15 protein-coding genes are annotated in these 19,641 nt (G+C 75.3%); 11 read left to right on the forward strand and 4 right to left on the reverse strand.

Features of this window, described 5'->3' with window-relative positions; translation table 11 throughout:
* Positions 1 to 112: 112 nt before the first annotated feature.
* Positions 113 to 1,408 carry an SWIM zinc finger family protein gene (locus tag ACFVXH_RS33090; protein ID WP_117488193.1) on the reverse strand — a complete coding sequence of 432 codons (1,296 nt, stop codon included), beginning with the start codon at positions 1,406 to 1,408 and terminating at the stop codon, positions 113 to 115.
* 179 nt (positions 1,409 to 1,587) lie between these two features.
* On the opposite strand from ACFVXH_RS33090, the gene ACFVXH_RS33095 reads away from it, so the two are divergent.
* The 5 genes from ACFVXH_RS33095 (at position 1,588) to sucD (ending at position 8,735) form a co-directional block, all read left to right on the forward strand.
* Positions 1,588 to 2,670, forward strand: coding sequence for an AAA family ATPase (locus tag ACFVXH_RS33095; RefSeq protein ID WP_049659200.1), 1,083 nt, complete (start codon positions 1,588 to 1,590; stop codon positions 2,668 to 2,670).
* Positions 2,667 to 5,072, forward strand: a complete 2,406-nt coding sequence (locus ACFVXH_RS33100; protein WP_387829532.1) for a DUF5682 family protein — start codon at positions 2,667 to 2,669, stop codon at positions 5,070 to 5,072. Before ACFVXH_RS33095 ends, ACFVXH_RS33100 begins: the two co-directional genes overlap by 4 nt.
* Before the next feature lie 97 nt (positions 5,073 to 5,169).
* Positions 5,170 to 6,351 (forward strand): VWA domain-containing protein, encoded by a 1,182-nt coding sequence (locus ACFVXH_RS33105; protein WP_049659290.1) that lies wholly within the window; start codon positions 5,170 to 5,172, stop codon positions 6,349 to 6,351.
* 302 nt (positions 6,352 to 6,653) lie between these two features.
* The gene (gene sucC / locus ACFVXH_RS33110; RefSeq protein ID WP_049659288.1) at positions 6,654 to 7,826 is read left to right on the forward strand and encodes an ADP-forming succinate--CoA ligase subunit beta; all 1,173 of its coding nucleotides are present in this window, start codon (positions 6,654 to 6,656) and stop codon (positions 7,824 to 7,826) included.
* 18 nt (positions 7,827 to 7,844) lie between these two features.
* Positions 7,845 to 8,735: a succinate--CoA ligase subunit alpha gene (gene sucD / locus ACFVXH_RS33115; RefSeq protein WP_074003930.1), complete on the forward strand. Its 891-nt coding sequence runs from the start codon at positions 7,845 to 7,847 to the stop codon at positions 8,733 to 8,735.
* Between the two features lie 77 nt (positions 8,736 to 8,812).
* Here sucD and ACFVXH_RS33120 read toward each other — a convergent pair whose 3' ends face one another.
* On the reverse strand, positions 8,813 to 10,882 hold the full coding sequence (locus ACFVXH_RS33120; RefSeq protein WP_387829535.1) for a sigma factor-like helix-turn-helix DNA-binding protein: 2,070 nt from the start codon (positions 10,880 to 10,882) through the stop codon (positions 8,813 to 8,815).
* A 132-nt stretch (positions 10,883 to 11,014) separates the two neighbouring features.
* Here ACFVXH_RS33120 and ACFVXH_RS33125 point away from each other — a divergent pair, with 132 nt between their 5' ends.
* A complete protein-coding gene (locus ACFVXH_RS33125) occupies positions 11,015 to 12,472 on the forward strand; it encodes a DUF6350 family protein (protein ID WP_387829537.1) in 1,458 nt (485 codons plus the stop codon).
* 36 nt (positions 12,473 to 12,508) lie between these two features.
* Here ACFVXH_RS33125 and ACFVXH_RS33130 read toward each other — a convergent pair whose 3' ends face one another.
* A complete protein-coding gene (locus tag ACFVXH_RS33130) occupies positions 12,509 to 13,162 on the reverse strand; it encodes a hypothetical protein (protein ID WP_387829539.1) in 654 nt (217 codons plus the stop codon).
* 416 nt (positions 13,163 to 13,578) lie between these two features.
* Here ACFVXH_RS33130 and purN point away from each other — a divergent pair, with 416 nt between their 5' ends.
* Together purN and purH are read left to right on the forward strand one after the other, a co-directional pair.
* The gene (gene purN, locus ACFVXH_RS33135) at positions 13,579 to 14,238 is read left to right on the forward strand and encodes a phosphoribosylglycinamide formyltransferase (protein WP_387829541.1); all 660 of its coding nucleotides are present in this window, start codon (positions 13,579 to 13,581) and stop codon (positions 14,236 to 14,238) included.
* Positions 14,235 to 15,812, forward strand: a complete 1,578-nt coding sequence (gene purH, locus ACFVXH_RS33140; protein ID WP_074003926.1) for a bifunctional phosphoribosylaminoimidazolecarboxamide formyltransferase/IMP cyclohydrolase — start codon at positions 14,235 to 14,237, stop codon at positions 15,810 to 15,812. The genes purN and purH overlap by 4 nt, the downstream gene beginning before the upstream one ends.
* Before the next feature lie 96 nt (positions 15,813 to 15,908).
* Here the strand turns inward: purH and ACFVXH_RS33145 are convergent, their stop codons facing one another.
* Positions 15,909 to 16,520: a hypothetical protein gene (locus tag ACFVXH_RS33145; protein WP_049654791.1), complete on the reverse strand. Its 612-nt coding sequence runs from the start codon at positions 16,518 to 16,520 to the stop codon at positions 15,909 to 15,911.
* 555 nt (positions 16,521 to 17,075) lie between these two features.
* Between ACFVXH_RS33145 and ACFVXH_RS33150 the strand changes: the two genes are divergently transcribed.
* The 3 genes from ACFVXH_RS33150 to ACFVXH_RS33160 all read left to right on the forward strand — a co-directional run bounded on the left by ACFVXH_RS33150 (position 17,076) and on the right by ACFVXH_RS33160 (position 19,583).
* Complete coding sequence (locus ACFVXH_RS33150) at positions 17,076 to 17,930, forward strand: bifunctional methylenetetrahydrofolate dehydrogenase/methenyltetrahydrofolate cyclohydrolase (protein ID WP_387829543.1); 855 nt, start codon at positions 17,076 to 17,078, stop codon at positions 17,928 to 17,930.
* 19 nt (positions 17,931 to 17,949) lie between these two features.
* Positions 17,950 to 18,375, forward strand: coding sequence for a DUF3017 domain-containing protein (locus tag ACFVXH_RS33155; protein ID WP_049654793.1), 426 nt, complete (start codon positions 17,950 to 17,952; stop codon positions 18,373 to 18,375).
* 215 nt (positions 18,376 to 18,590) lie between these two features.
* Positions 18,591 to 19,583, forward strand: coding sequence for a malate dehydrogenase (locus ACFVXH_RS33160; protein ID WP_049654798.1), 993 nt, complete (start codon positions 18,591 to 18,593; stop codon positions 19,581 to 19,583).
* The last annotated feature ends 58 nt before the right edge of the window (positions 19,584 to 19,641 follow it).

Below are 19,641 nucleotides of genomic sequence, written 5' to 3' on the forward strand. Positions count from 1 at the left end.
GGCCATTGGCGACCGACGACAACGCGGCGAGGTGCGTTTGTGCCCTGGGGGTACCTCCCGGCCGAAGGCTGGGGGAGCGTCGCGCGCCCGACAGGGATCCACAAGACACGCCCTAAAGGTTGGTGAGGCCGACCGGGCGCTGGTCGGCGGCCCAGGCCGTGACCGGGGCGAAGCCCTGGTGGCCGTACTCGCCGAAGACCGTCAGCGGGCGGCCGGTGGAGACTGCGGCCAGCCGCCACAGCGCGGCCTCCGGGACGGCCGAGGCGCGGACCGGCACGGTGTGGTGGCCGTCCGTCAGGAACCAGCCGTCCGGGGTGCGGACCGGGACGACGTCGCCGAGCACGGTGGGCCGGCTCTCCAGCCACGGGTCGTCGGCGACGGCGGTGCCGTAGCCGGCCACCGCCTCGGCGACGGTGAGCCCGGCGGGCGGGCCGGCGGGGCCCGGTTCGGGGGCGCCGTAGCGCTCGCGGAGGTCGGCGCGCAGCGGGTGGGCGGCGGGGAAGTAGGCGAGGTCGGCCTCGACCAGGCGGCCGGTGGGCAGGGCGAGGGCGGGGGCCTGGCCCTGGTGGCCGAAGGAGAGCAGCAGGGCCGGGCGGCCGGTCTTGGCGCCGCGCAGCCAGACCCGGCGGGTGGTGAGCCGCTCGTCCGTGGTGTCCCGGGTGCCGAGGACCAGCCAGCGGTCGCGGACGGTGGGGCCGGCCGTGCCGGGGTCCGCGGGGAAGCCGACCCGGGTGCGGACGGTGGCGGCCAGTTCGGCCGGCAGTTCGTCCATCCGGGTGGCGGCGGTGGCGAGCAGGTGCAGCATGGCGTACTCCTCCAGCAGCCGTTCCTGCGGCAGCGCGTCCAGTTCGCGGACCCGGGCGGCCAGGCCGGGGGCCTGCGCGTCGACCATCCGGGCGGCGACCTCCTCCCAGGGGCCGGCGGTGGACTGGTCGGCCAGGCCGTGCCGGACCCGGTCGGCCAGCCGCAGCCGCAGCTCGGCGGCGCCGACCGCGACCTTGGCGCCGCGCTTCTCGAGCCGGCGCCGGGTGGCCTCCGGGTCCTCCTCCTTCTTCTCCGCGCGCTTCTCGGCGCGCTCCTGGCGGGAGGCGAGCCACTCGGAGACCCAGTCGGCGGGCTCGCCGGCCGGGACGGCCGCCGGGGTGCCGCTCCACAGCAGGAGGAGCCCGAGCGCGTGCTTGCACGGGAACTTCCGGCTGGGGCAGGTGCACTGGTAGGCGGGCGTGGCGAGTTCGATCGCGGTGCGGTACGGCGTGCGGCCGCTGCCCTTGCACTCGCCCCAGAGCGCGGTGCCGTCGGTGCCGGTGCCGGACCACGGCGCGGGCGCGGAGAGCTTGCCCGCCGCCTTCTGCGAGGCGGCGTCAGGTGCCAGGGACAGGACGTGTTCGGTGCTCCAGCGTTCCTCCATGCGACCGACCGTAGGCGGCGGCACTGACAGTGGCTGACGGCCCGTCCGCGGCCCCCGGCGGGTTGTCAGTGGCTCGGTGCAGGGTTGGTTCCACAGGCCGGGACGCCGACCTGGCTCCCCCCGATCACCACTCCGCCCGGGGCACCCGTGTGCCCGGCGGCCGACCCGAAGGAGCCCCCATGACCGACGTTCTGCGGCAGCACGCCGAGGACGCGTTCGCCGGTGAACTGGCTGCGCTGGCCGCGCAGGACGACCGTCCGCGCCCCGAGCGCTGGAAGCTCTCGCCGTGGGCCGTGGCGACGTACCTGCTCGGCGGCGAACTGCCCGACGGCACCCGGATCACCCCCAAGTACATCGGCCCGCGCCGGATCGTCGAGGTCGCCGTGACGACCCTGGCGACGGACCGGGCGCTGCTGCTGCTCGGCGTGCCGGGCACCGCGAAGACCTGGGTGTCCGAGCACCTGGCCGCGGCGATCAGCGGAGACTCCACGATGCTGGTGCAGGGCACGGCCGGCACCCCCGAGGAGGCCGTCCGCTACGGCTGGAACTATGCCCAGCTGCTCACCAACGGGCCCAGCCGGGACGCCCTGGTGCCCTCGCCGCTGATGCGGGCGATGGCCGACGGGAAGATCGCCCGGGTCGAGGAGCTCACCCGCATCCCGGCCGACGTGCAGGACAGTCTGATCACCATCCTGTCCGAGAAGACGCTCCCGATACCGGAGTTGGGCGCCGAGACGCAGGCCGTGCGCGGCTTCAACGTGATCGCCACCGCCAACGACCGCGACCGCGGCGTCAACGAGCTGTCCAGCGCGCTGCGCCGCCGCTTCAACACCGTGGTGCTGCCGCTGCCGGGCTCGCTGGACGAGGAGGTCGACATCGTCACCCGGCGGGTCGGCCAGCTCGGCCGCTCCCTGGACCTGCCCGAACTGCCCGGCGGCGCCGAGGAGATCAGGCGCGTGGTCACCGTCTTCCGCGAGCTGCGGGCCGGGATCACGGTGGACGGCCGGACGAAGGTCAAGACCCCGAGCGGCACCCTCTCCACCGCCGAGGCGATCTCGGTGGTGACCAACGGACTCGCGCTGGCCGCCCACTTCGGCGACGGCGTGCTGCGGGCCGGGGACGTGACGGCCGGCATCCTCGGCGCCGTCGTCCGCGACCCGGTGGCGGACCGGGCCGTCTGGCGCGAGTACGTCGAAGGAGTGGTGCGCGAGCGCGACGGCTGGAAGGACTTCTACCGCGCCGCCCGCGAGGTGACCGTATGACGAGCCCCGAGGTCGCCCTGCTGGGCATCCGCCACCACGGCCCCGGTTCGGCCCGGGCGGTGGCCGCCGCGCTGGCGCAGTGGCGGCCGGACGCGGTGCTGATCGAGGGCCCGCCGGAGGCCGACGCGATCGTCCACCTGGCGGCCGAGAAGGACCTGGTCCCGCCGGTGGCGCTGCTCGCCCACGCGGTGGACGACCCGGCGAAGGCCGCCTTCTGGCCGTACGCCGAGTTCTCCCCGGAGTGGGTGGCGATCCGGCACGCCGTGGACCACGACCTGCCGGTCCGCTTCATTGACCTGCCCGCCGCGTACGGCTTCGCGCCCGCCGAGCCCGTCGATCCCGCCGTTCCTGCCGAGGACGGTGAGGCCGGCGACGCCGAGGAGGACGACGCCGAGGAGGCCGGTGCCGACCCGGTCGCCGACCCGCTGGCGCTGCTCGCCGAGGCGGCCGGGCACGACGACGCCGAGCGCTGGTGGGAGGACGTGGTCGAGCACCGCGCGCCCGGCACCGACGCGCTGGCGCCGTTCGCCGCCGTCGCCGAGGCGATGGGCGCGCTGCGCGCCGAGGGCCTCGGCGAGTCCCGCCGGGACCAGCTGCGCGAGGCGTACATGCGCCAGCAGATCCGCGCCGCCCGGCGCGCCGGGCACCTGCGGATCGCCGTGGTCTGCGGGGCCTTCCACGTCCCCGCGCTGGAGCGGATGCCCACCGTCGCCCACGACCGGGCGCTGCTCGCCGGGCTGCCGAAGAAGGTGCGCACGGACATCACCTGGGTGCCGTGGACGCACCGCCGGCTCTCCCAGGCCACCGGCTACGGCGCGGGCGTGCAGTCGCCCGGCTGGTACCACCACCTGTTCACCACCGACGGGGACCCGGTGCCGCGCTGGCTCACCCGGGCCGCCGACCTGCTGCGCGCCGAGGACCACCCGGTCTCCTCCGCGCACGTGATCGAGGCGGTCCGGCTCGCCGAGACCCTGGCCGTGCTGCGCGGCCGCCCGCTCGCGGGGCTGACCGAGACCCTGGACGCCGTGCGCGCGGTGCTCTGCGAGGGCTCGGACGTCGCCCTGGAGCTGGTCCGGGACCGCCTGGTGGTCGGCGACGCGCTCGGCGAGGTCCCGGACGCCGCACCGGCGGTGCCGCTCCAGCGCGACCTGACCCGTTTGCAGCGCTCGCTGCGGCTCAAGCCCGAGGCCGCGCCGAAGGACGTCGACCTCGACCTGCGCAAGGAGAACGACGCGGCCCGCTCCCGGCTGCTGCACCGGCTGCGGCTGCTGGGCGTGGACTGGGGCGTGCCCGCGCGCTCCTCGGTGAACTCGACCGGGACGTTCCGGGAGAGCTGGCGGCTGTGCTGGCAGCCCGAGTTCGCGGTCCGGATCGCCGAGGCCGCCCAGTGGGGCACCACGGTCGAGGAGGCGGCGGCCAACAAGGCCGTCGGCACCGCCCGGGCCGCCGAGGAACTCGCCGAACTGACCGGCCTGGTGGAGACCTGCCTGCTGGCCGGGCTGTCCGGCGCCCTGCCCGCGGTGATGCGGGTGCTCGCCGACTGCGCGGCCCTGGACACCGACGTCGCGCACCTCGCGGGCGCGCTGCCCGCCCTGGTCCGGGCGCTGCGCTACGGCGACGTGCGCGGCACCGACCACGGCGCGCTGGCCGGGGCGGCCTCGGGCCTGGCCGAGCGGATCTGCGTCGGGCTGCCGCCCGCCTGCGTCGGCCTGGACGCCGAGGGCGCGGCGACGATGCGCGGCCGCCTCGACGAGGTGCACGGCGCGATCGGCCTGCTGGCCGCCGATCCGGGCACCGCCGCCGACACCGCTGCCGCCACCGCCGACACCGCCGCCGACGCCGTGCCGGAGCCCGACGGCCTGGCCGGCCTGGCCGACCGCTGGGCCGCCGCCCTGGGCTCGCTGGCCCGCCGCGAGCCGGCCGGCGGACCGGCCACCGGAGCCCCCGGGCTGCTGCGCGGCCGGGCCGTGCGACTGCTGCTGGACGACGGCCGGCTCGACTCCGAGGAGGCCGGCCGCCGGCTCCGACTGGTGCTCTCCGTCGCCAACGCCCCGGCGGACGCGGCCGGTTGGGTCGAGGGCTTCCTGACCGGCGGCGGCGCCCTGCTGCTGCACGACCCGCGGCTGCTCGCCCTGCTGGACGAGTGGCTGACCGGGGTGGGCGACGAGGTCTTCACCGACGTCCTGCCGCTGCTGCGCCGCACCTTCGCCGCCCTGGAGGCGGGTGTGCGCACCACCATCGGCGGCCGGGTCGCGGCCGGCCCGCTCGACGAGCTCCCGGCCGTCCGGGCCGAGGGCGGCGAGCTGGACCGGGCCCGCGCCGACGCCGCCGTCCCCGTGGTGGCCCTGCTGCTCGGGATCCGTCCGACGATCCCCCGGCAGGCCGCCGGCCGGGACACCTGACCCCCGGCCCACGACCCCCGGCCCGCACACCCCACCCGTGACACCCGACACCCACGACACCCGACCCATGACGCCCGACCCGGCGAAGGAGGACGAGATGGCAGCGCCCACGACCGACGAACGGCTGCGCCGCTGGCGGCTGGTGCTCGGCGGTGAGGCCGACGGCACCGGCTGCACCCTGCGCGGCCGCGACGCCGCGATGGACGGCGCCCTCGGCGCGCTCTACCGCGGCGCCCCCGAGGAGGGCGCCCGGGCCGCCCGCGGCGGCCGCCGCAGTGCCGGGCTGGGCGGCTCGGCCCCGCAGGTGGCCCGCTGGCTGGGCGACATCCGCACGTACTTCCCGTCCACCGTCGTGCAGCTGATGCAGCAGGACGCGATCTCCCGGCTCGGCCTGGACCGGCTGCTGCTGGAGCCGGAGATGCTGGAGGCCGTCGAGCCGGACGTGCACCTGGTCGGCACCCTGCTGTCGCTCAAGCACGCGCTGCCCGAGACCACCCGGGAGACCGCCCGGGCGGTGGTCGGCAAGGTGGTCGCCGACCTGGAGCGCCGGCTCGCCGACCGCACCCGGGCCACCCTCGGCGGCGCCCTCGACCGCAGCGCCAAGGTCAACCGGCCCCGCCACCGCGACATCGACTGGGACCGCACGATCCGGGCCAACCTGAAGAACTACCTGCCCGAGCACGGCACCGTCGTCCCCGAGCGGCTGGTCGGCTACGCCCGCGCCCAGCGCGCCGTGAAGAAGGACGTCATCCTCTGCGTCGACCAGTCCGGCTCGATGGCGCCCTCGGTCGTCCACTCGGCGGTCTTCGGCGCGGTGCTCTCCTCGATGCGCACCCTGGACACCCGCCTGGTCGTCTTCGACACCTCGGTGGTCGACCTCACCGAGCAGCTCACCGACCCGGTCGACGTCCTGTTCGCCACCCAGCTCGGCGGCGGCACCGACATCAACCGCGCGCTCGCCTACTGCCAGTCGAGGATCACCCGGCCCTCCGAGACCGTCGTGGTGCTGATCAGCGACCTGTACGAGGGCGGCATCCGGGACGGCATGCTCAAGCGGGTCGCCGCGATGAAGGCGGCCGGCGTCCAGTTCATCGCCCTGCTGGCGCTCTCCGACGAGGGGGCCCCGGCGTACGACCACGCGCACGCCGCCGCCCTGGCCTCGCTCGGCGCCCCGGCCTTCGCCTGCACCCCGGACGCGTTCCCGGAGATCATGGCGGCGGCCATCGAGAAGCGCCCGATCCCGCGGGGCCTGATCAGGGGGGCCGACCAGGGGGCGTGAGGAATTCACCCGGACGCGCTAATCCGCGCGATCGGCGGACCGGCCGTCCACCCCGTCCCGCCGGGCTGTTTGTGACGGTTCTCACCCGGGGCGGACAGGCCCCGGGCGGAACTGCCCGGCCCTGCGGGGATAACCTGCCAGACGGACGTGACGCGCGTGTTGATTGACGTGAGCGCCCGTGGCTGTGTGGGCCGCAAGGCCGTACCTCTGCGTACCCGCACCGCCCCGACGACCCGCAGCGAAGATCCTGCCGTGGCACGCTCGTAGAGACACAATCCGCGACCACGAACAAGGACAAACACGTGGACCTGTTCGAGTACCAGGCGAGGGACCTCTTCGCCAAGCACGGTGTGCCCGTGCTTGACGGCGATGTCATCGAGACCGCCGCAGACGCTGCCGCCATCGCGGAGCGCTTCGGCGGCCGCGCCGTCGTCAAGGCTCAGGTGAAGGTGGGCGGCCGAGGCAAGGCCGGCGGCGTCAAGCTCGCCGCCGACCCGGCGGACGCCGTCGCCAAGGCCGAGCAGATCCTCGGCATGGACATCAAGGGCCACACCGTTCACAAGGTGATGCTGGCCCAGACCGCGGACATCAAGGACGAGTACTACGTCTCGTTCCTGCTGGACCGCACCAACCGCACCTTCCTGGCCATGGCCAGCGTCGAGGGCGGCGTGGAGATCGAGGTCGTCGCCGAGCAGAACCCCGAGGCGCTCGCCAAGATCCCGGTCGACGCCAACGAGGGCTGCACCCCGGAGAAGGCCGCCGAGATCGTCGCCGCGGCGAAGTTCCCGGCCGAGGTCGCCGACCAGGTCGCCGAGGTCCTGCAGAAGCTGTGGACCGTCTTCATCAAGGAGGACGCCCTCCTCGTCGAGGTCAACCCGCTGATCAAGTCCGGTGACGGCAAGATCATCGCGCTCGACGGCAAGGTCTCCCTGGACGAGAACGCCGAGTTCCGCCAGCCCGAGCACGAGGCCCTGGAGGACAAGGCCGCGGCCAACCCGCTGGAGGCCGCCGCCAAGGCCAAGGGCCTGAACTACGTCAAGCTCGACGGCCAGGTCGGCATCATCGGCAACGGCGCGGGCCTCGTCATGAGCACCCTCGACGTGGTCGCCTACGCCGGTGAGAACCACGGCGGCGTCAAGCCCGCCAACTTCCTCGACATCGGTGGCGGCGCGTCCGCCGAGGTGATGGCGAACGGCCTGGAGATCATCCTGGGCGACCCCGACGTCAAGTCGGTCTTCGTCAACGTCTTCGGCGGCATCACCGCGTGCGACGCGGTCGCCAACGGCATCGTGCAGGCCCTGGCGCTCCTGGAGAGCAAGGGCGAGAACGTCTCCAAGCCGCTGGTCGTCCGCCTGGACGGCAACAACGCGGAGCTGGGTCGCAAGATCCTCGACGACGCCAACCACCCGCTGGTGCAGCGCGTGGACACCATGGACGGCGCCGCTGACCGCGCCGCCGAGCTGGCCAACAAGTAAGGAAGGGGACTTAACACCATGGCTATCTTCCTTACCAAGGACAGCAAGGTCATCGTCCAGGGCATGACCGGCGCCGAGGGCATGAAGCACACCCGCCGCATGCTCGCCTCCGGCACCCAGATCGTCGGCGGCGTCAACCCGCGCAAGGCCGGTACCACGGTCGACGTCGACGGCACCGAGATCCCGGTCTTCGGCACCGTCGCCGAGGCCATGGAGAAGACCGGCGCCGACGTCACGGTCCTCTTCGTCCCGCCGGCCTTCACCAAGGCCGCCGCGATCGAGGCCATCGACGCCGAGATCGGCCTGGCCATCGTCATCACCGAGGGCGTCCCGGTGCACGACACCGCCGCCTTCTGGGCGCACGCCGGTGCCAAGGGCAACAAGACCCGCATCATCGGCCCGAACTGCCCGGGTCTGATCAGCCCCGGACAGTCGAACGCCGGCATCATCCCGGCCGACATCACCAGCTCCGGCAAGATCGGCCTGGTCTCGAAGTCCGGCACCCTGACCTACCAGCTCATGTACGAGCTGCGGGACATCGGCTTCACCTCGGCCGTGGGCATCGGTGGCGACCCGGTCATCGGCACCACCCACATCGACGCGCTCAAGGCCTTCCAGGAGGACCCGGAGACCGAGCTCATCGTCATGATCGGTGAGATCGGTGGCGACGCCGAGGAGCGTGCCGCGGCCTTCATCGCCGAGCACGTCACCAAGCCGGTCGTCGGCTACGTCGCCGGCTTCACCGCCCCCGAGGGCAAGACCATGGGCCACGCCGGCGCCATCGTCTCCGGCTCCTCGGGCACCGCCCAGGCGAAGAAGGAGGCCCTCGAGGCCGCCGGTGTCAAGGTCGGCAAGACGCCGTCCGAGACCGCCCGCCTGGCCCGCGAGATCATCGCCGCCCAGGGCTGATCCCGCCCCGCGCGTGACGAGCGCCCCCACCCTCACCGGGCGGGGGCGCTCGCCGTTTCCGGCGCGCCCCCGGTCGCTCAGCGCTCCCTCGGCCCCGTCGTGCAGGGCAGCGGCGACCACAGCGGACAGGCCACCGGGCCCTGCGGCGGGGGAGCGGCGCCCCGGGCCGCCGCCGGCAGCTCCCAGCGCGCGGCCGCCTGCGGCCGCGGATCCACCAGGACGGCCTCCAGACCGGGCGCCGGGCTGCACCAGATGCTGGTGATGCCGTTCGGCGTCCCGCCGGGCAGCAGCGGCACACCCGGCCCCGCCGCGTTCGCCGCGTCCGCCGAGTCCGCCGTCTCCGACCCGGGGGCGGGCGGAGCGGCGGGCAGACAGGCCGCGGGCGTCGGTGGGGCGGACGGCCGGAACAGCCCCGCCGGGCGCACCCCCGCCAGGGTCGCCAGCACCGCCCCGCCCACCGCGAGCGTCAGCAGCGCCGCCGCGCCCGTCCGGCTCGCCGTCCAGAGCCGGTGCCGGGCCCGCAGCACCGCCACCGGCGCACGGTGCGGCTCCGGGCAGCCGCGCACCGCCGCCCGGTGCAGCAGCCCGCTCAGCCCGTCCGCGAAGCCCGGCTCCGCCGGATCCGGCCCGACCAGCTCCGGCACCCACTGCGCCAGCGCCGCCCGCGCCGCCCACACCCGCCCCTCGGCCGCCGCCTGGGTGGACTCCACCTCCACCGCGACCGCCGCCGCCGGGAACCCCAGGCCGTCGTGCAGCACCAGCGCCCGGCGCTGGGGGCGGGACAGCCGCTTCAGCGCCTTCAGCAGCGCCCGGTCCCGGTCGGTCAGCCGGTCGTGGTCCGGCAGCACCGCCTGCGACTCGTCGGCCGGCCGCACCCTGATCCGCCGGTGCGGCAGCCCCCAGGCGTGCGACCGCCGGGGCCCGCCCCGGTGCCACGGGGACAGCGCCAGCTCGCAGGCGCGTACCCGCACCCACCCCTCCGGGTTCCCCGAAGCGGTGACCGCGCCCCAGCTCCGGCGCGCCTCCCCGAACGCCCGCCGGACGCAGTGCACCGCCCGGTGCCGGCAGGCGGTCAGCAGGAACACCTGCTGCACCAGCCGGGTGTGGACGGTCTCGTAGAGCTCCTCGAAGGTGACCGCCGGGGCCTCCGCGTCGAGGTCGTCCTCCGCGCTCGAGGGCGCGGCGGCGGCCAGCGCCGCCCGGCCGGGGCTGACGGGGCCGCGCCCGGCGGGGGTGGCGTGCTCCTTCGGTGCCTGCCCGGGGTCGGCGGACGCGCGCTCCACGGGGTCGGGTGCCGGCTGCGCTCCGTCGGCATCCTGCGCGGCCGGGGCCCGGTACGGTGCGCCGCCGCGGCCGTCCGCGTCCGTGGCGGCCGTCGGCGCGTGGCCGGGGTCCGCGGACGGGGAGTTCTCCGTCCGGTCTTGTCCGGTGTCGGGGGCGTCAGCGTGCCGACCGGGATCGGCAGGGGGCGCCGACTCGCTTCCGCCGCCGGGTGGGCCGGGGTCGGCAGCGGCCGTCGGCCCGTGGTCCGTGGCGGCGCCTCCGGCCGGGAGCGCGGGCGTGCACGCCCCCTGCGCGCGCCCGGGGGCGGCGCCCCTCGTGGAGGCCTGGCGCGGATCCTCGGCCGGAGCCCCGGGGCTCGCGCCGCCCTCCACGCCCCGCGTCGGCCGGGCCGTCCGCGCGCGCTCGTCGGCGGTGGCCCGCGGGGTGCCGCCGGAGGGTGCCGGGGCGGGCTTCCCGCTCCGGGTGCGGCGCCGCTTCCCGGTCGCGTCCCCGCCTGTCCCCGCCGCTGCCCCCGCTCCGGGGCCGGCGGCGGCCGGGGCGAGGCCGGCGGGGTTCGCCGGGCGCCCGGCCGGGCCGGGGTCCGGGGGGTGCGGCAGCGCGCCCGCCAGCAGGGCGAAGGCCTCCGCCTCGGTGCGGGTGCCGAGTTTGCGCAGGGCGCGCTGGAGGTAGCTGCGGGCGGTGTTCGGGGTGACCCCGAGGGCGGCGGCGGTGCGGGGGAGGTCGTGGCCGGCCGCGAGGTGGGCCAGGGTCTGGGCCTCACGGGGGGTCAGTTTCCGCAGCAGGCGGCCCGCGTCGGTCCCGGCATGGTCGGGCTTGCGGTGGCGCTCCGGGGTGGGGGAGTCGGCGGTGGGTGGCGTGGTCATCAGACGCTCCGGGCCGGGGCGCCGGCGGCTTGGGGGCAGGGTCTGAAAATGCGCATAAGCCAATAATCTGGGACACGGCGGCGGTTTGGCGCTTCACGGAGCATGGCGAGTCGCCTTGGCACCATGTGGCCCATGACGCAGCTGATGGGTCGTCCGATCCTGGAACCGCCCGGCGTGTTGGGCGGACGCCCCGCGCTGGCCGACCTGTTGGCGGGAGTGCGGACGGCGCTGGTCGGCCTGGCGGCGGTCGGGCTGCCGGTGCTCGGGCTCTGGGTCGCGACGCCGTACGCGGACGACGGCGCGGCCGCTGTCACCCGGTTGGCGGGGGTGCTCTGGCTGCTCGGGCACGGGGCGCCGCTGCTGCGCGGGCCGACGGACGCCCCGCTGACCGTCACTCCGCTGCTGCTCGGCGTCCTGGCCGTGGTCCGGCTCCACCGGGCGGCCGCCGGGGTGGCGGCACGGCGTGGGCCGCGCCCGCGCTGGGGCGGCCCGGCGGCGGTGTGGGCGGGGTACTGCGCGGTGGCCGTGGGGGTGGCGCTGCACTGCGCGGGCGACGGGCTGTTCCGCAGCCGGGTGCTGCTGGACGTCCTGGTGGTGGCGTCGGTCGCGGGCCTGGCGACGGCCGCCGGGGCCCGTTCGGTGACCGTCCTCGACGTGCCGGCCGACTCCCCGCTGGACCTCCTCCCGCCCCCGTACCGCCCGGTCGACGGCGCGCCGGTGGTCCGGGCCGCGGCGCTGGCGGCCGGGGCCGGGCTGGTCGCGGCGGGCGGCCTGCTGGTGGTGTGCTCGGCGGTGCTGGACGCGGTGGCCGGCGGCGGGCGCGGGATGGCGCTGCTGGGGAGCGGGCCCGTCGCGGTGGTGGGGCTGCTGCTGCTCGCGCTGGTGCTGCTGCCGAACGCGGTGCTGTGGGGCGCGGCGTACGCGCTGGGTCCGGGCTTCGCGGTGGGCGCCGGGACGGTGGTGTCGCCGGTCGGTACGGCGCTGGGCCCGGTGCCGGAGTTCCCGCTGTTCGCCCTGCTGCCGGCGGACGGGCCGGGCGGCTGGCGGCTCGCGGTGTCGGTGCTGCCGCTGCTGGCCGGGGTGGTGCCGGCGGTGCTGCTGGGCCGGGCGGCGGCGGGCCGGCGGCTGCCGGGCGCCGGGTCGGGGGAGCGGCCCGAGCCGTGGCCGCCGGCCGCGACGGCGGTGGCCGCGCTGGCGGCGGCGCTGTCGGTCGGGGCCGGGGCGGCGGTGCTGGGCTGGCTCTCCGGCGGGGCGCTGGCGGGGGAGCGGCTGGCCTGGGTGGGGCCGGTGCCGTGGACGGGCCCGGCGGCGGCGGGCTGGATCGCGCTGGTCGCCGTCCCGGGGGCGCTGCTGGTCCGGTACCGCACGCTGGGCCCGGCGGACGGCGGGGGCGTGTACGCCCGGCTCGTGCGGCAGGCCCGCCGGGGCGCACTGGAACTGCGCGCCGGTACGTACGCCCTGGTGCTGCGGCTCTCCGGACCGGGCGTCGGGACCGCCGACGAACCGGGCCCCGAGGACCGGGACCCGGCCGGCCCTGAGGATCAGGCCGTCCGCACGGATCAGGCCGCCCGCGCGGACCGGACCGAATGAGCCGCCCGGGAGACCCGACCGGTCCCGGAGGCCCGGCTACTCGGCGTTCCCGGTGAAGTCCACGTACCACTGCGGCGCGTACCGGTCGCAGTTCTGGGCGCCGACGGAGGTCAGCGAGTCCTGGACGCAGGTGACGTACTCGCGGTAGTGGTACCCGAGGCCGATCACCGAGGTGGCGACCACGATGGTCATCGCGCCGGTCAGGATCCCGGCGAGCGCGGCCGGGGTGAGCGGGTTCGACGCGGGGGCGACGGGGTGCGGGCCGCCCGGCCCGGCGAGCGCGCCGGCGGCCGGGGCGGGCCGCCGGGCCCGGAGCGCGCCGACGCCCCAGACGATGCCGAGCGCCCCGGCCAGCAGGGCGATCCAGTGGAACCCCGTGAACAGGCAGACCAGCGCGAACGGTCCGGCCAGCGCGGCGTTGCGGGCCTTGCGGTGGGCCGGGTCCGCGGGGTCGAGCCGGGGCGGCTGCGGGGCCGGCGGCCGCTGGCCGGGGCGGCCGTCGCCGCCGGGGCCCCACGGCGGCGGAAGCTGCGGGCGTCCGCCGTCCTCGCCGCCGGGGCCTGCCGGCCCGCCGGAGCCGTCCTGGCCCCCGCCGGCCCAGGGGCTGCGCGGCTGCCACGGCTGGTCCGGGGTATCCGCCGGCGGCGGCGCGAAGGGGTTGCGCTCGCCGGTGTCGTCGCCGCTGCTCATGGGTTCAGCCATTCCTTCTCGGTCGGGGCTCGTTCGGAGGTTCTCGGGTCGGAGCGGTCTTCCGCGCCCCAATGATCCCGCAGGCCGATCCGGCGGCCGTCCGGCGGGATGGTCCGGCGGCCGTCCGTCGGGTCGCCCGCGGCCCGTCGGCGGGCCGGTGCGGGCCGGGGCAACTCCGGTGCGGCGGGCCGGAGGAGATCCCCGTCTCAACTACGCGCGTAGCGCCGCCGGGAGGGTGCGGAGGCCGTCCGACCAGCCGTTATCGTGGTGACGGTCAGCAGCCCACAGAGGTTCCCCCGGGCCCGCGTCGCGGCGGGTTTCCCCGGAGTTCCCCCTCGCTCGACCTGCCGTTCGTAGTGGCCCCACCGCCGGTGGACGTACCAGCGGACGGCGCCCGACCTACGGAGAAACGCGCAGTGGCCGCCGCCCCCGCCCAGCACTTCCCGCCCCGTACGCCCGGACCGGCCCGCCTGGTCGTGCTGGTCTCCGGCTCCGGCACCAACCTGCAGGCGCTGATCGAGGCCGCCGCCGATCCGGCGTACGGCGCCGAGATCCTCGCCGTCGGTGCGGACCGGGACGGGATCGCCGGTCTGGAGCGGGCGGAGAAGGCGGGCCTGCCGACCTTCGTCCACCGGGTGAAGGACCACCCGGACCGGGCCGCCTGGGACCGCGCGCTGACCGCCTCCGTCGCCGAGTACCGGCCGGACCTGGTGGTCACGGCCGGTTTCATGAAGATCCTCGGCCCCGAGTTCATCGCCGCCTTCACCGGGCGGATCGTCAACACCCACCCCGCACTGCTGCCCGCCTTCCCCGGCGCCCACGGCGTCACCGACGCGCTCGCGTACGGGGTGAAGGTCACCGGCTGCACCGTCCACCTGGTCGACTCCGGCGTGGACACCGGGCCGATCATCGCGCAGGGCGTCGTCGAGGTCGTCGACGCCGACCACGCCGATGGCGGCGAAGCGCTGCACGAGCGCATCAAGACTGTCGAGCGCAAGCTGCTCGTCGACATCGTGGGCCGGCTGGCCCGCGAGGGTCACCGCATCGAGGACCGAAAGGTATGGATTCCGGCATGAGTGCCAGCTCCACCACCACGCCCGTTTCGGAGAACGTTCGTCCGATCCGTCGCGCGCTGATCAGCGTGTACGACAAGACCGGTCTGGAGGAGCTGGCCCAGGGCCTGCACGCCGCCGGGGTCGCCATCGTCTCCACCGGCTCCACCGCCGGCCGGATCGCCGCCGCCGGCGTCCCGGTGACCGAGGTCTCCGAGCTGACCGGCTTCCCGGAGTGCCTGGACGGGCGCGTGAAGACGCTGCACCCCCGCGTGCACGCCGGCGTGCTGGCCGACCTGCGGCTGGAGTCGCACCGCGCCCAGCTGGCCGAGCTCGGCGTCGAGCCCTTCGACCTGGTCGTGGTGAACCTCTACCCGTTCAAGGCCACCGTCGCCTCCGGCGCCACCCCGGACGAGTGCGTCGAGCAGATCGACATCGGCGGCCCGAGCATGGTGCGCGCCGCCGCCAAGAACCACCCCTCGGTGGCCGTGGTGGTCGACCCGGCCCGCTACGGCGACGTGCTGAAGGCCGCCCAGGAGGGCGGCTTCGACCTGGCCACCCGCAAGCGCCTGGCCGGTGCCGCGTTCGCCCACACCGCCGCCTACGACGTGGCCGTCGCCTCCTGGTTCGAGGCCGGCTACGCGCCCAGCGACGAGCGCTTCCCCGAGTTCCTCGGCGCCACCTGGGAGCGCCAGAACGTGCTGCGCTACGGCGAGAACCCGCACCAGGGCGCCGCGCTGTACAGCGACGGCACCGGCGGCCTGGCCGGCGCGCAGCAGCTGCACGGCAAGGAGATGTCGTACAACAACTACGTCGACACCGACGCCGCCCGCCGCGCCGCCTACGACCACGCCGAGCCGGCCGTCGCGATCATCAAGCACGCCAACCCGTGCGGCATCGCGACCGGCGCCGACGTCGCCGAGGCGCACCGCAAGGCCCACGAGTGCGACCCGGTCTCCGCGTACGGCGGCGTGATCGCCGTCAACCGCCCGGTCACCGTGGCGCTGGCCGAGCAGATCGCCCCGATCTTCACCGAGGTCGTCGTGGCCCCCGGCTACGAGGAGGGCGCCCTGGAGGTGCTCACCCGCAAGAAGAACCTGCGGGTGCTGCTCGCCCCCGAGGCCCCGGCCAACCGCCAGGAGGTGCGCCCGGTCTCCGGCGGCGTGCTGCTCCAGGACGCCGACCGGGTGCACGCCGAGGGCGACGACCCGGCGAACTGGACCCTCGCCACCGGCGAGGCGCTGACCGCGGCCGAGCTGGCCGAGCTGGCCTTCGCCTGGCGGGCCTGCCGGGCCGTCAAGTCCAACGCGATCCTGCTGGCCAAGGACGGCGCCTCGGTCGGCGTCGGCATGGGCCAGGTCAACCGGGTGGACTCCTGCAAGCTCGCGGTCGAGCGGGCCGGCGAGCGTGCCAAGGGCGCCTACGCGGCCTCGGACGCCTTCTTCCCGTTCGCGGACGGTCCGGCGATCCTGATCGCGGCCGGCGTCAAGGCGATCGTCCAGCCCGGCGGCTCGATCCGTGACGAGGAGGTCGTCGCGGCGGCCGCCGAGGCCGGCGTGACCATGTACTTCACCGGCGCGCGGCACTTCTTCCACTGATCCCGCCGCCGGCGTGACGGCGTGACGGAACGACAGAGCGGCCCGGCCCCCTCCGAGGAGGGAGCCGGGCCGCTCCGGCGTGGTCCTGCGGGCCGGTCAGTACCGCGGCCGGTTGAACCAGTTGACGCCGTCCTGGACGCACATGGCGGTGATCCAGATGATGCTGATCGCCAGCCAGAGCAGGGCCATGACCAGGCCGACCGCGGTGCCGCCGGTGATGGCGCCCAGCAGGATCAGCAGGCCGATCAGGGCGCCGAGCGAGCCGTACACGATGGTGGTGACCCGGACGGCGTTGCCGCCCTTGCCGAACTTCGCGCCGAGCGTGATGGAGAGCGCGGCGAACAGGCCGAACAGCACGGCGACGACGATCAGGACGCCGGCGGCGGCGTCGCCCAGCGCGGTGAACGGGTTGTCCTCGCTCGCGGCCCGGGTGGCGTTGGTGGCGTCCTTGGCGACCGCCCCGATGACCATGTAGAGGATCGCGAGCAGCGTCTGCACGCCGCCGACTATGAACAGCAGCACGCGGGCGGTGGTCACCAGGCCCGGCATGGACGGCGGGGCCATCGGCGCGTAGCCGTAGGCCGGGGCGGCCTGCGGGTAGCCGTAGCCCGGGGCGGCCTGCGGCGGCGGGGCCTGCTGCGGGTAGCCGTAGCCCGGGGCGGCCTGCGGCTGGCCGTACGGGTTGTTCGGGTCGGGCGGGTAACTCATGGATGCCTCCGGGCAGTTGCGGGGACGCGGGGACGGGACGCTGACGGCCCGGTGCCGGCCGGTGACGAGGGTCACCGGCCGAAGGGGACGTTAGCCGAGCGGGGTGACAGCCCGGCGGCGGTGACGGGCGCCGCGGCTCGGCAGCGTGGTGAGCGTCAGGGGCGCGAGGCAGCCGACGGATGCGGTGCGGGCGGGACGGTGCCCCCGCGGTCGGACTGCTGGCTCTGCTCTGGTCGGCTCACTGGCTCTTTCCCCCGGGTACGCCCCACCGCGGGTCCGTCGGCCCGTCACCGGGCCGGTTCGCGGCGGGAATGCGCTTATCGTCATCCGGACGACGGCGCCCTGTCCAGCCGGTTCCGCGTGCCGCGCCGAGACTGTGGCGCAACCGCAATGTGCGGTGGACCTTCGTACCCGTCCGTTCACCCGCCGGTTCCCCCGGCTGTTCCCCCGCCCGGCCGCGCGCCCGTTCCCCGGCCCGGCCACCCCCGGAACCGCGGCCCGAGCGGTCGGACGCCCTCGGTACGGAGACCCCCGGCGATCCGGGAGAATGGGGTCATGACTGCCCAGATTCTCGATGGCAAGGCCACCGCCGCCGCGATCAAGTCCGAACTCGCCGCCCGCGTGGCGGCCCTCAAGGCGAAGGGCGTCACGCCCGGCCTCGGCACCGTCCTGGTCGGCGACGACCCGGGCAGCCGCTGGTACGTGAACGGGAAGCACAAGGATTGCGCCGAGGTCGGCATCGCCTCGATCCAGCGCGAGCTGCCCGCCACCGCCACCCAGGAGGACGTGGAGAACGTCGTCCGCGAGCTCAACGCCGACCCGACCTGCACCGGCTACATCGTCCAGCTGCCGCTGCCCAAGGGCCTGGACCAGAACCCGGTCCTGGAGCTGATGGACCCGGACAAGGACGCCGACGGCCTGCACCCGACCTCGCTCGGCCGGCTCGCCCTGGGCATCGACGGCCCGCTGCCGTGCACCCCGCTCGGCATCGTCGAGCTGCTGCGCCGCCACGACGTCGAGATCAACGGCGCCGAGGTGGTCGTGGTCGGCCGCGGCGTCACCGTCGGCCGTTCGATCGGCCTGCTGCTGACCCGCCGCAGCGAGAACGCCACCGTCACCCTGTGCCACACCGGCACCCGGGACCTCGGCGCCCACCTGCGCAAGGCCGACATCATCGTGGCCGCCGCCGGCGTGCCGCACCTGGTCAAGCCGGAGGACGTCAAGCCGGGCGCGGCGGTGCTGGACGTGGGCGTCAGCCGCAGCGAGGGCAAGATCGTCGGCGACGTGCACCCGGGGGTGGCCGAGGTGGCCGGCTGGATCTCCCCGAACCCCGGCGGCGTGGGCCCGATGACCCGCGCGATGCTGCTCAACAACATCGTCGAGGCGGCCGAGCGCCGCGCCGGCATCTGACACCCCAGGGACGGCGAGCATGACTGAACCGCGATCGGCCCGGTCCCGCCGCAGGCCGGTCAAGACCACCGGCACCCTGCCGCCCGAGGGCTCGGCCGCGGCCCTCGGACGCGATCACGCCCTGCCGGTCCGGCAGTGGCCGATCACGCTCGTCCTGCTGGTCGTCGGCGCCGGCCTCGCGGTCACCTGGTTCGCCGACTTCAAGGACGGCTTCAAGTACGGGCTGCTGATCCTCGGCGGCGGCGTGCTGCTCGGCGCGGTGCTGCGGCTGGTGCTGCCCGAGGTCGGGATGCTGGCGGTGCGCAGCCGCTTCACCGACGTGATCGTGCTGAGCTTCCTGGGCCTCTCGATCGTGCTGCTGACCCTGGTGGCGCAGCCGAACCCGTGGGTGCAGATCCCGTTGCTCGACAACATCGGCCAGCTGATGGGCCGGCCCCGGCACTGACCCGCGGCCCGTGACGGCCCCCGCCCGACGCCATGGAAATCCAGGGCCCGGGCGGGGGCCGCCTTTCTTCTGTGACGCATCAGCCACGCCGGGACACCAGGCGTACGCTTCCCTTTGCGATAACCTGACGCCGGTCTCTCGACGTCGAGAGAGATCATCCTGGCTCCAGTGCCGGTGTGCCTGGGGCGCCTGGCGATTTGCTGGAGAAGGTAGAAATGACCCGCACCCCCGTCAACGTCACCATCACCGGCGCGGCCGGCCAGATCGGCTACGCGCTGCTCTTCCGCATCGCCTCGGGCCACCTGCTCGGCGCCGACGTGCCGGTGAACCTGCGCCTCCTGGAGATCCCGCAGGGCCTCAAGGCCGCCGAGGGCACCGCCATGGAGCTCGTCGACTGCGCCTTCCCGCTGCTGCGCGACATCACCATCACGGACAACCCGAACGAGGCCTTCGACGGCGCCAACGTCGCGCTGCTGGTCGGCGCCCGTCCGCGCACCGCGGGCATGGAGCGCGGCGACCTGCTGCAGGCCAACGGCGGCATCTTCGGCCCGCAGGGCAAGGCCATCAACGACCACGCCGCGGACGACATCAAGGTCCTGGTCGTCGGCAACCCGGCCAACACCAACGCCCTGATCGCCCAGCGCAACGCCCCGGACGTCCCGGCCGAGCGCTTCACCGCGATGACCCGCCTGGACCACAACCGCGCCGTCGGCCAGCTGTCCGCCAAGACCGGCGCCCTGGTCTCGGACATCAAGCGCGTCACCATCTGGGGCAACCACTCCGCGACCCAGTACCCGGACGTCTTCCAGGCCGAGATCGCCGGCAAGCCGGCCTTCGAGGCCGTCGGCAGCGACCTGGCCTGGCTGGAGAACGACTTCATCCCGACCGTCGCCAAGCGCGGCGCCGCCATCATCGAGGCCCGTGGCGCCTCCTCGGCCGCCTCGGCCGCCAACGCCGCCATCGACCACGTGCACACCTGGGTCAACGGCACCGCCGAGGGCGACTGGACCTCCATGGGTGTCGTCTCCGACGGCTCCTACGGCGTTCCGGAGGGCCTGATCTCCTCCTTCCCGGTCACCACCAAGGACGGCAAGTTCGAGATCGTCCAGGGCCTGGAGATCTCCGACTTCTCGCGCGCCCGCATCGACGCCTCGGTCAAGGAGCTGACCGAGGAGCGCGACGCGGTCCAGGAGCTGGGCCTCATCTGAGCCCGCCCCGCACGGCTCCACCGGCGGCCCGCCGCTTCCTTCCCGGAAGCGGCGGGCC

The sequence above is a fragment of the Kitasatospora sp. NPDC058184 genome (assembly GCF_042883725.1).
Lineage (GTDB): Bacteria > Actinomycetota > Actinomycetes > Streptomycetales > Streptomycetaceae > Kitasatospora.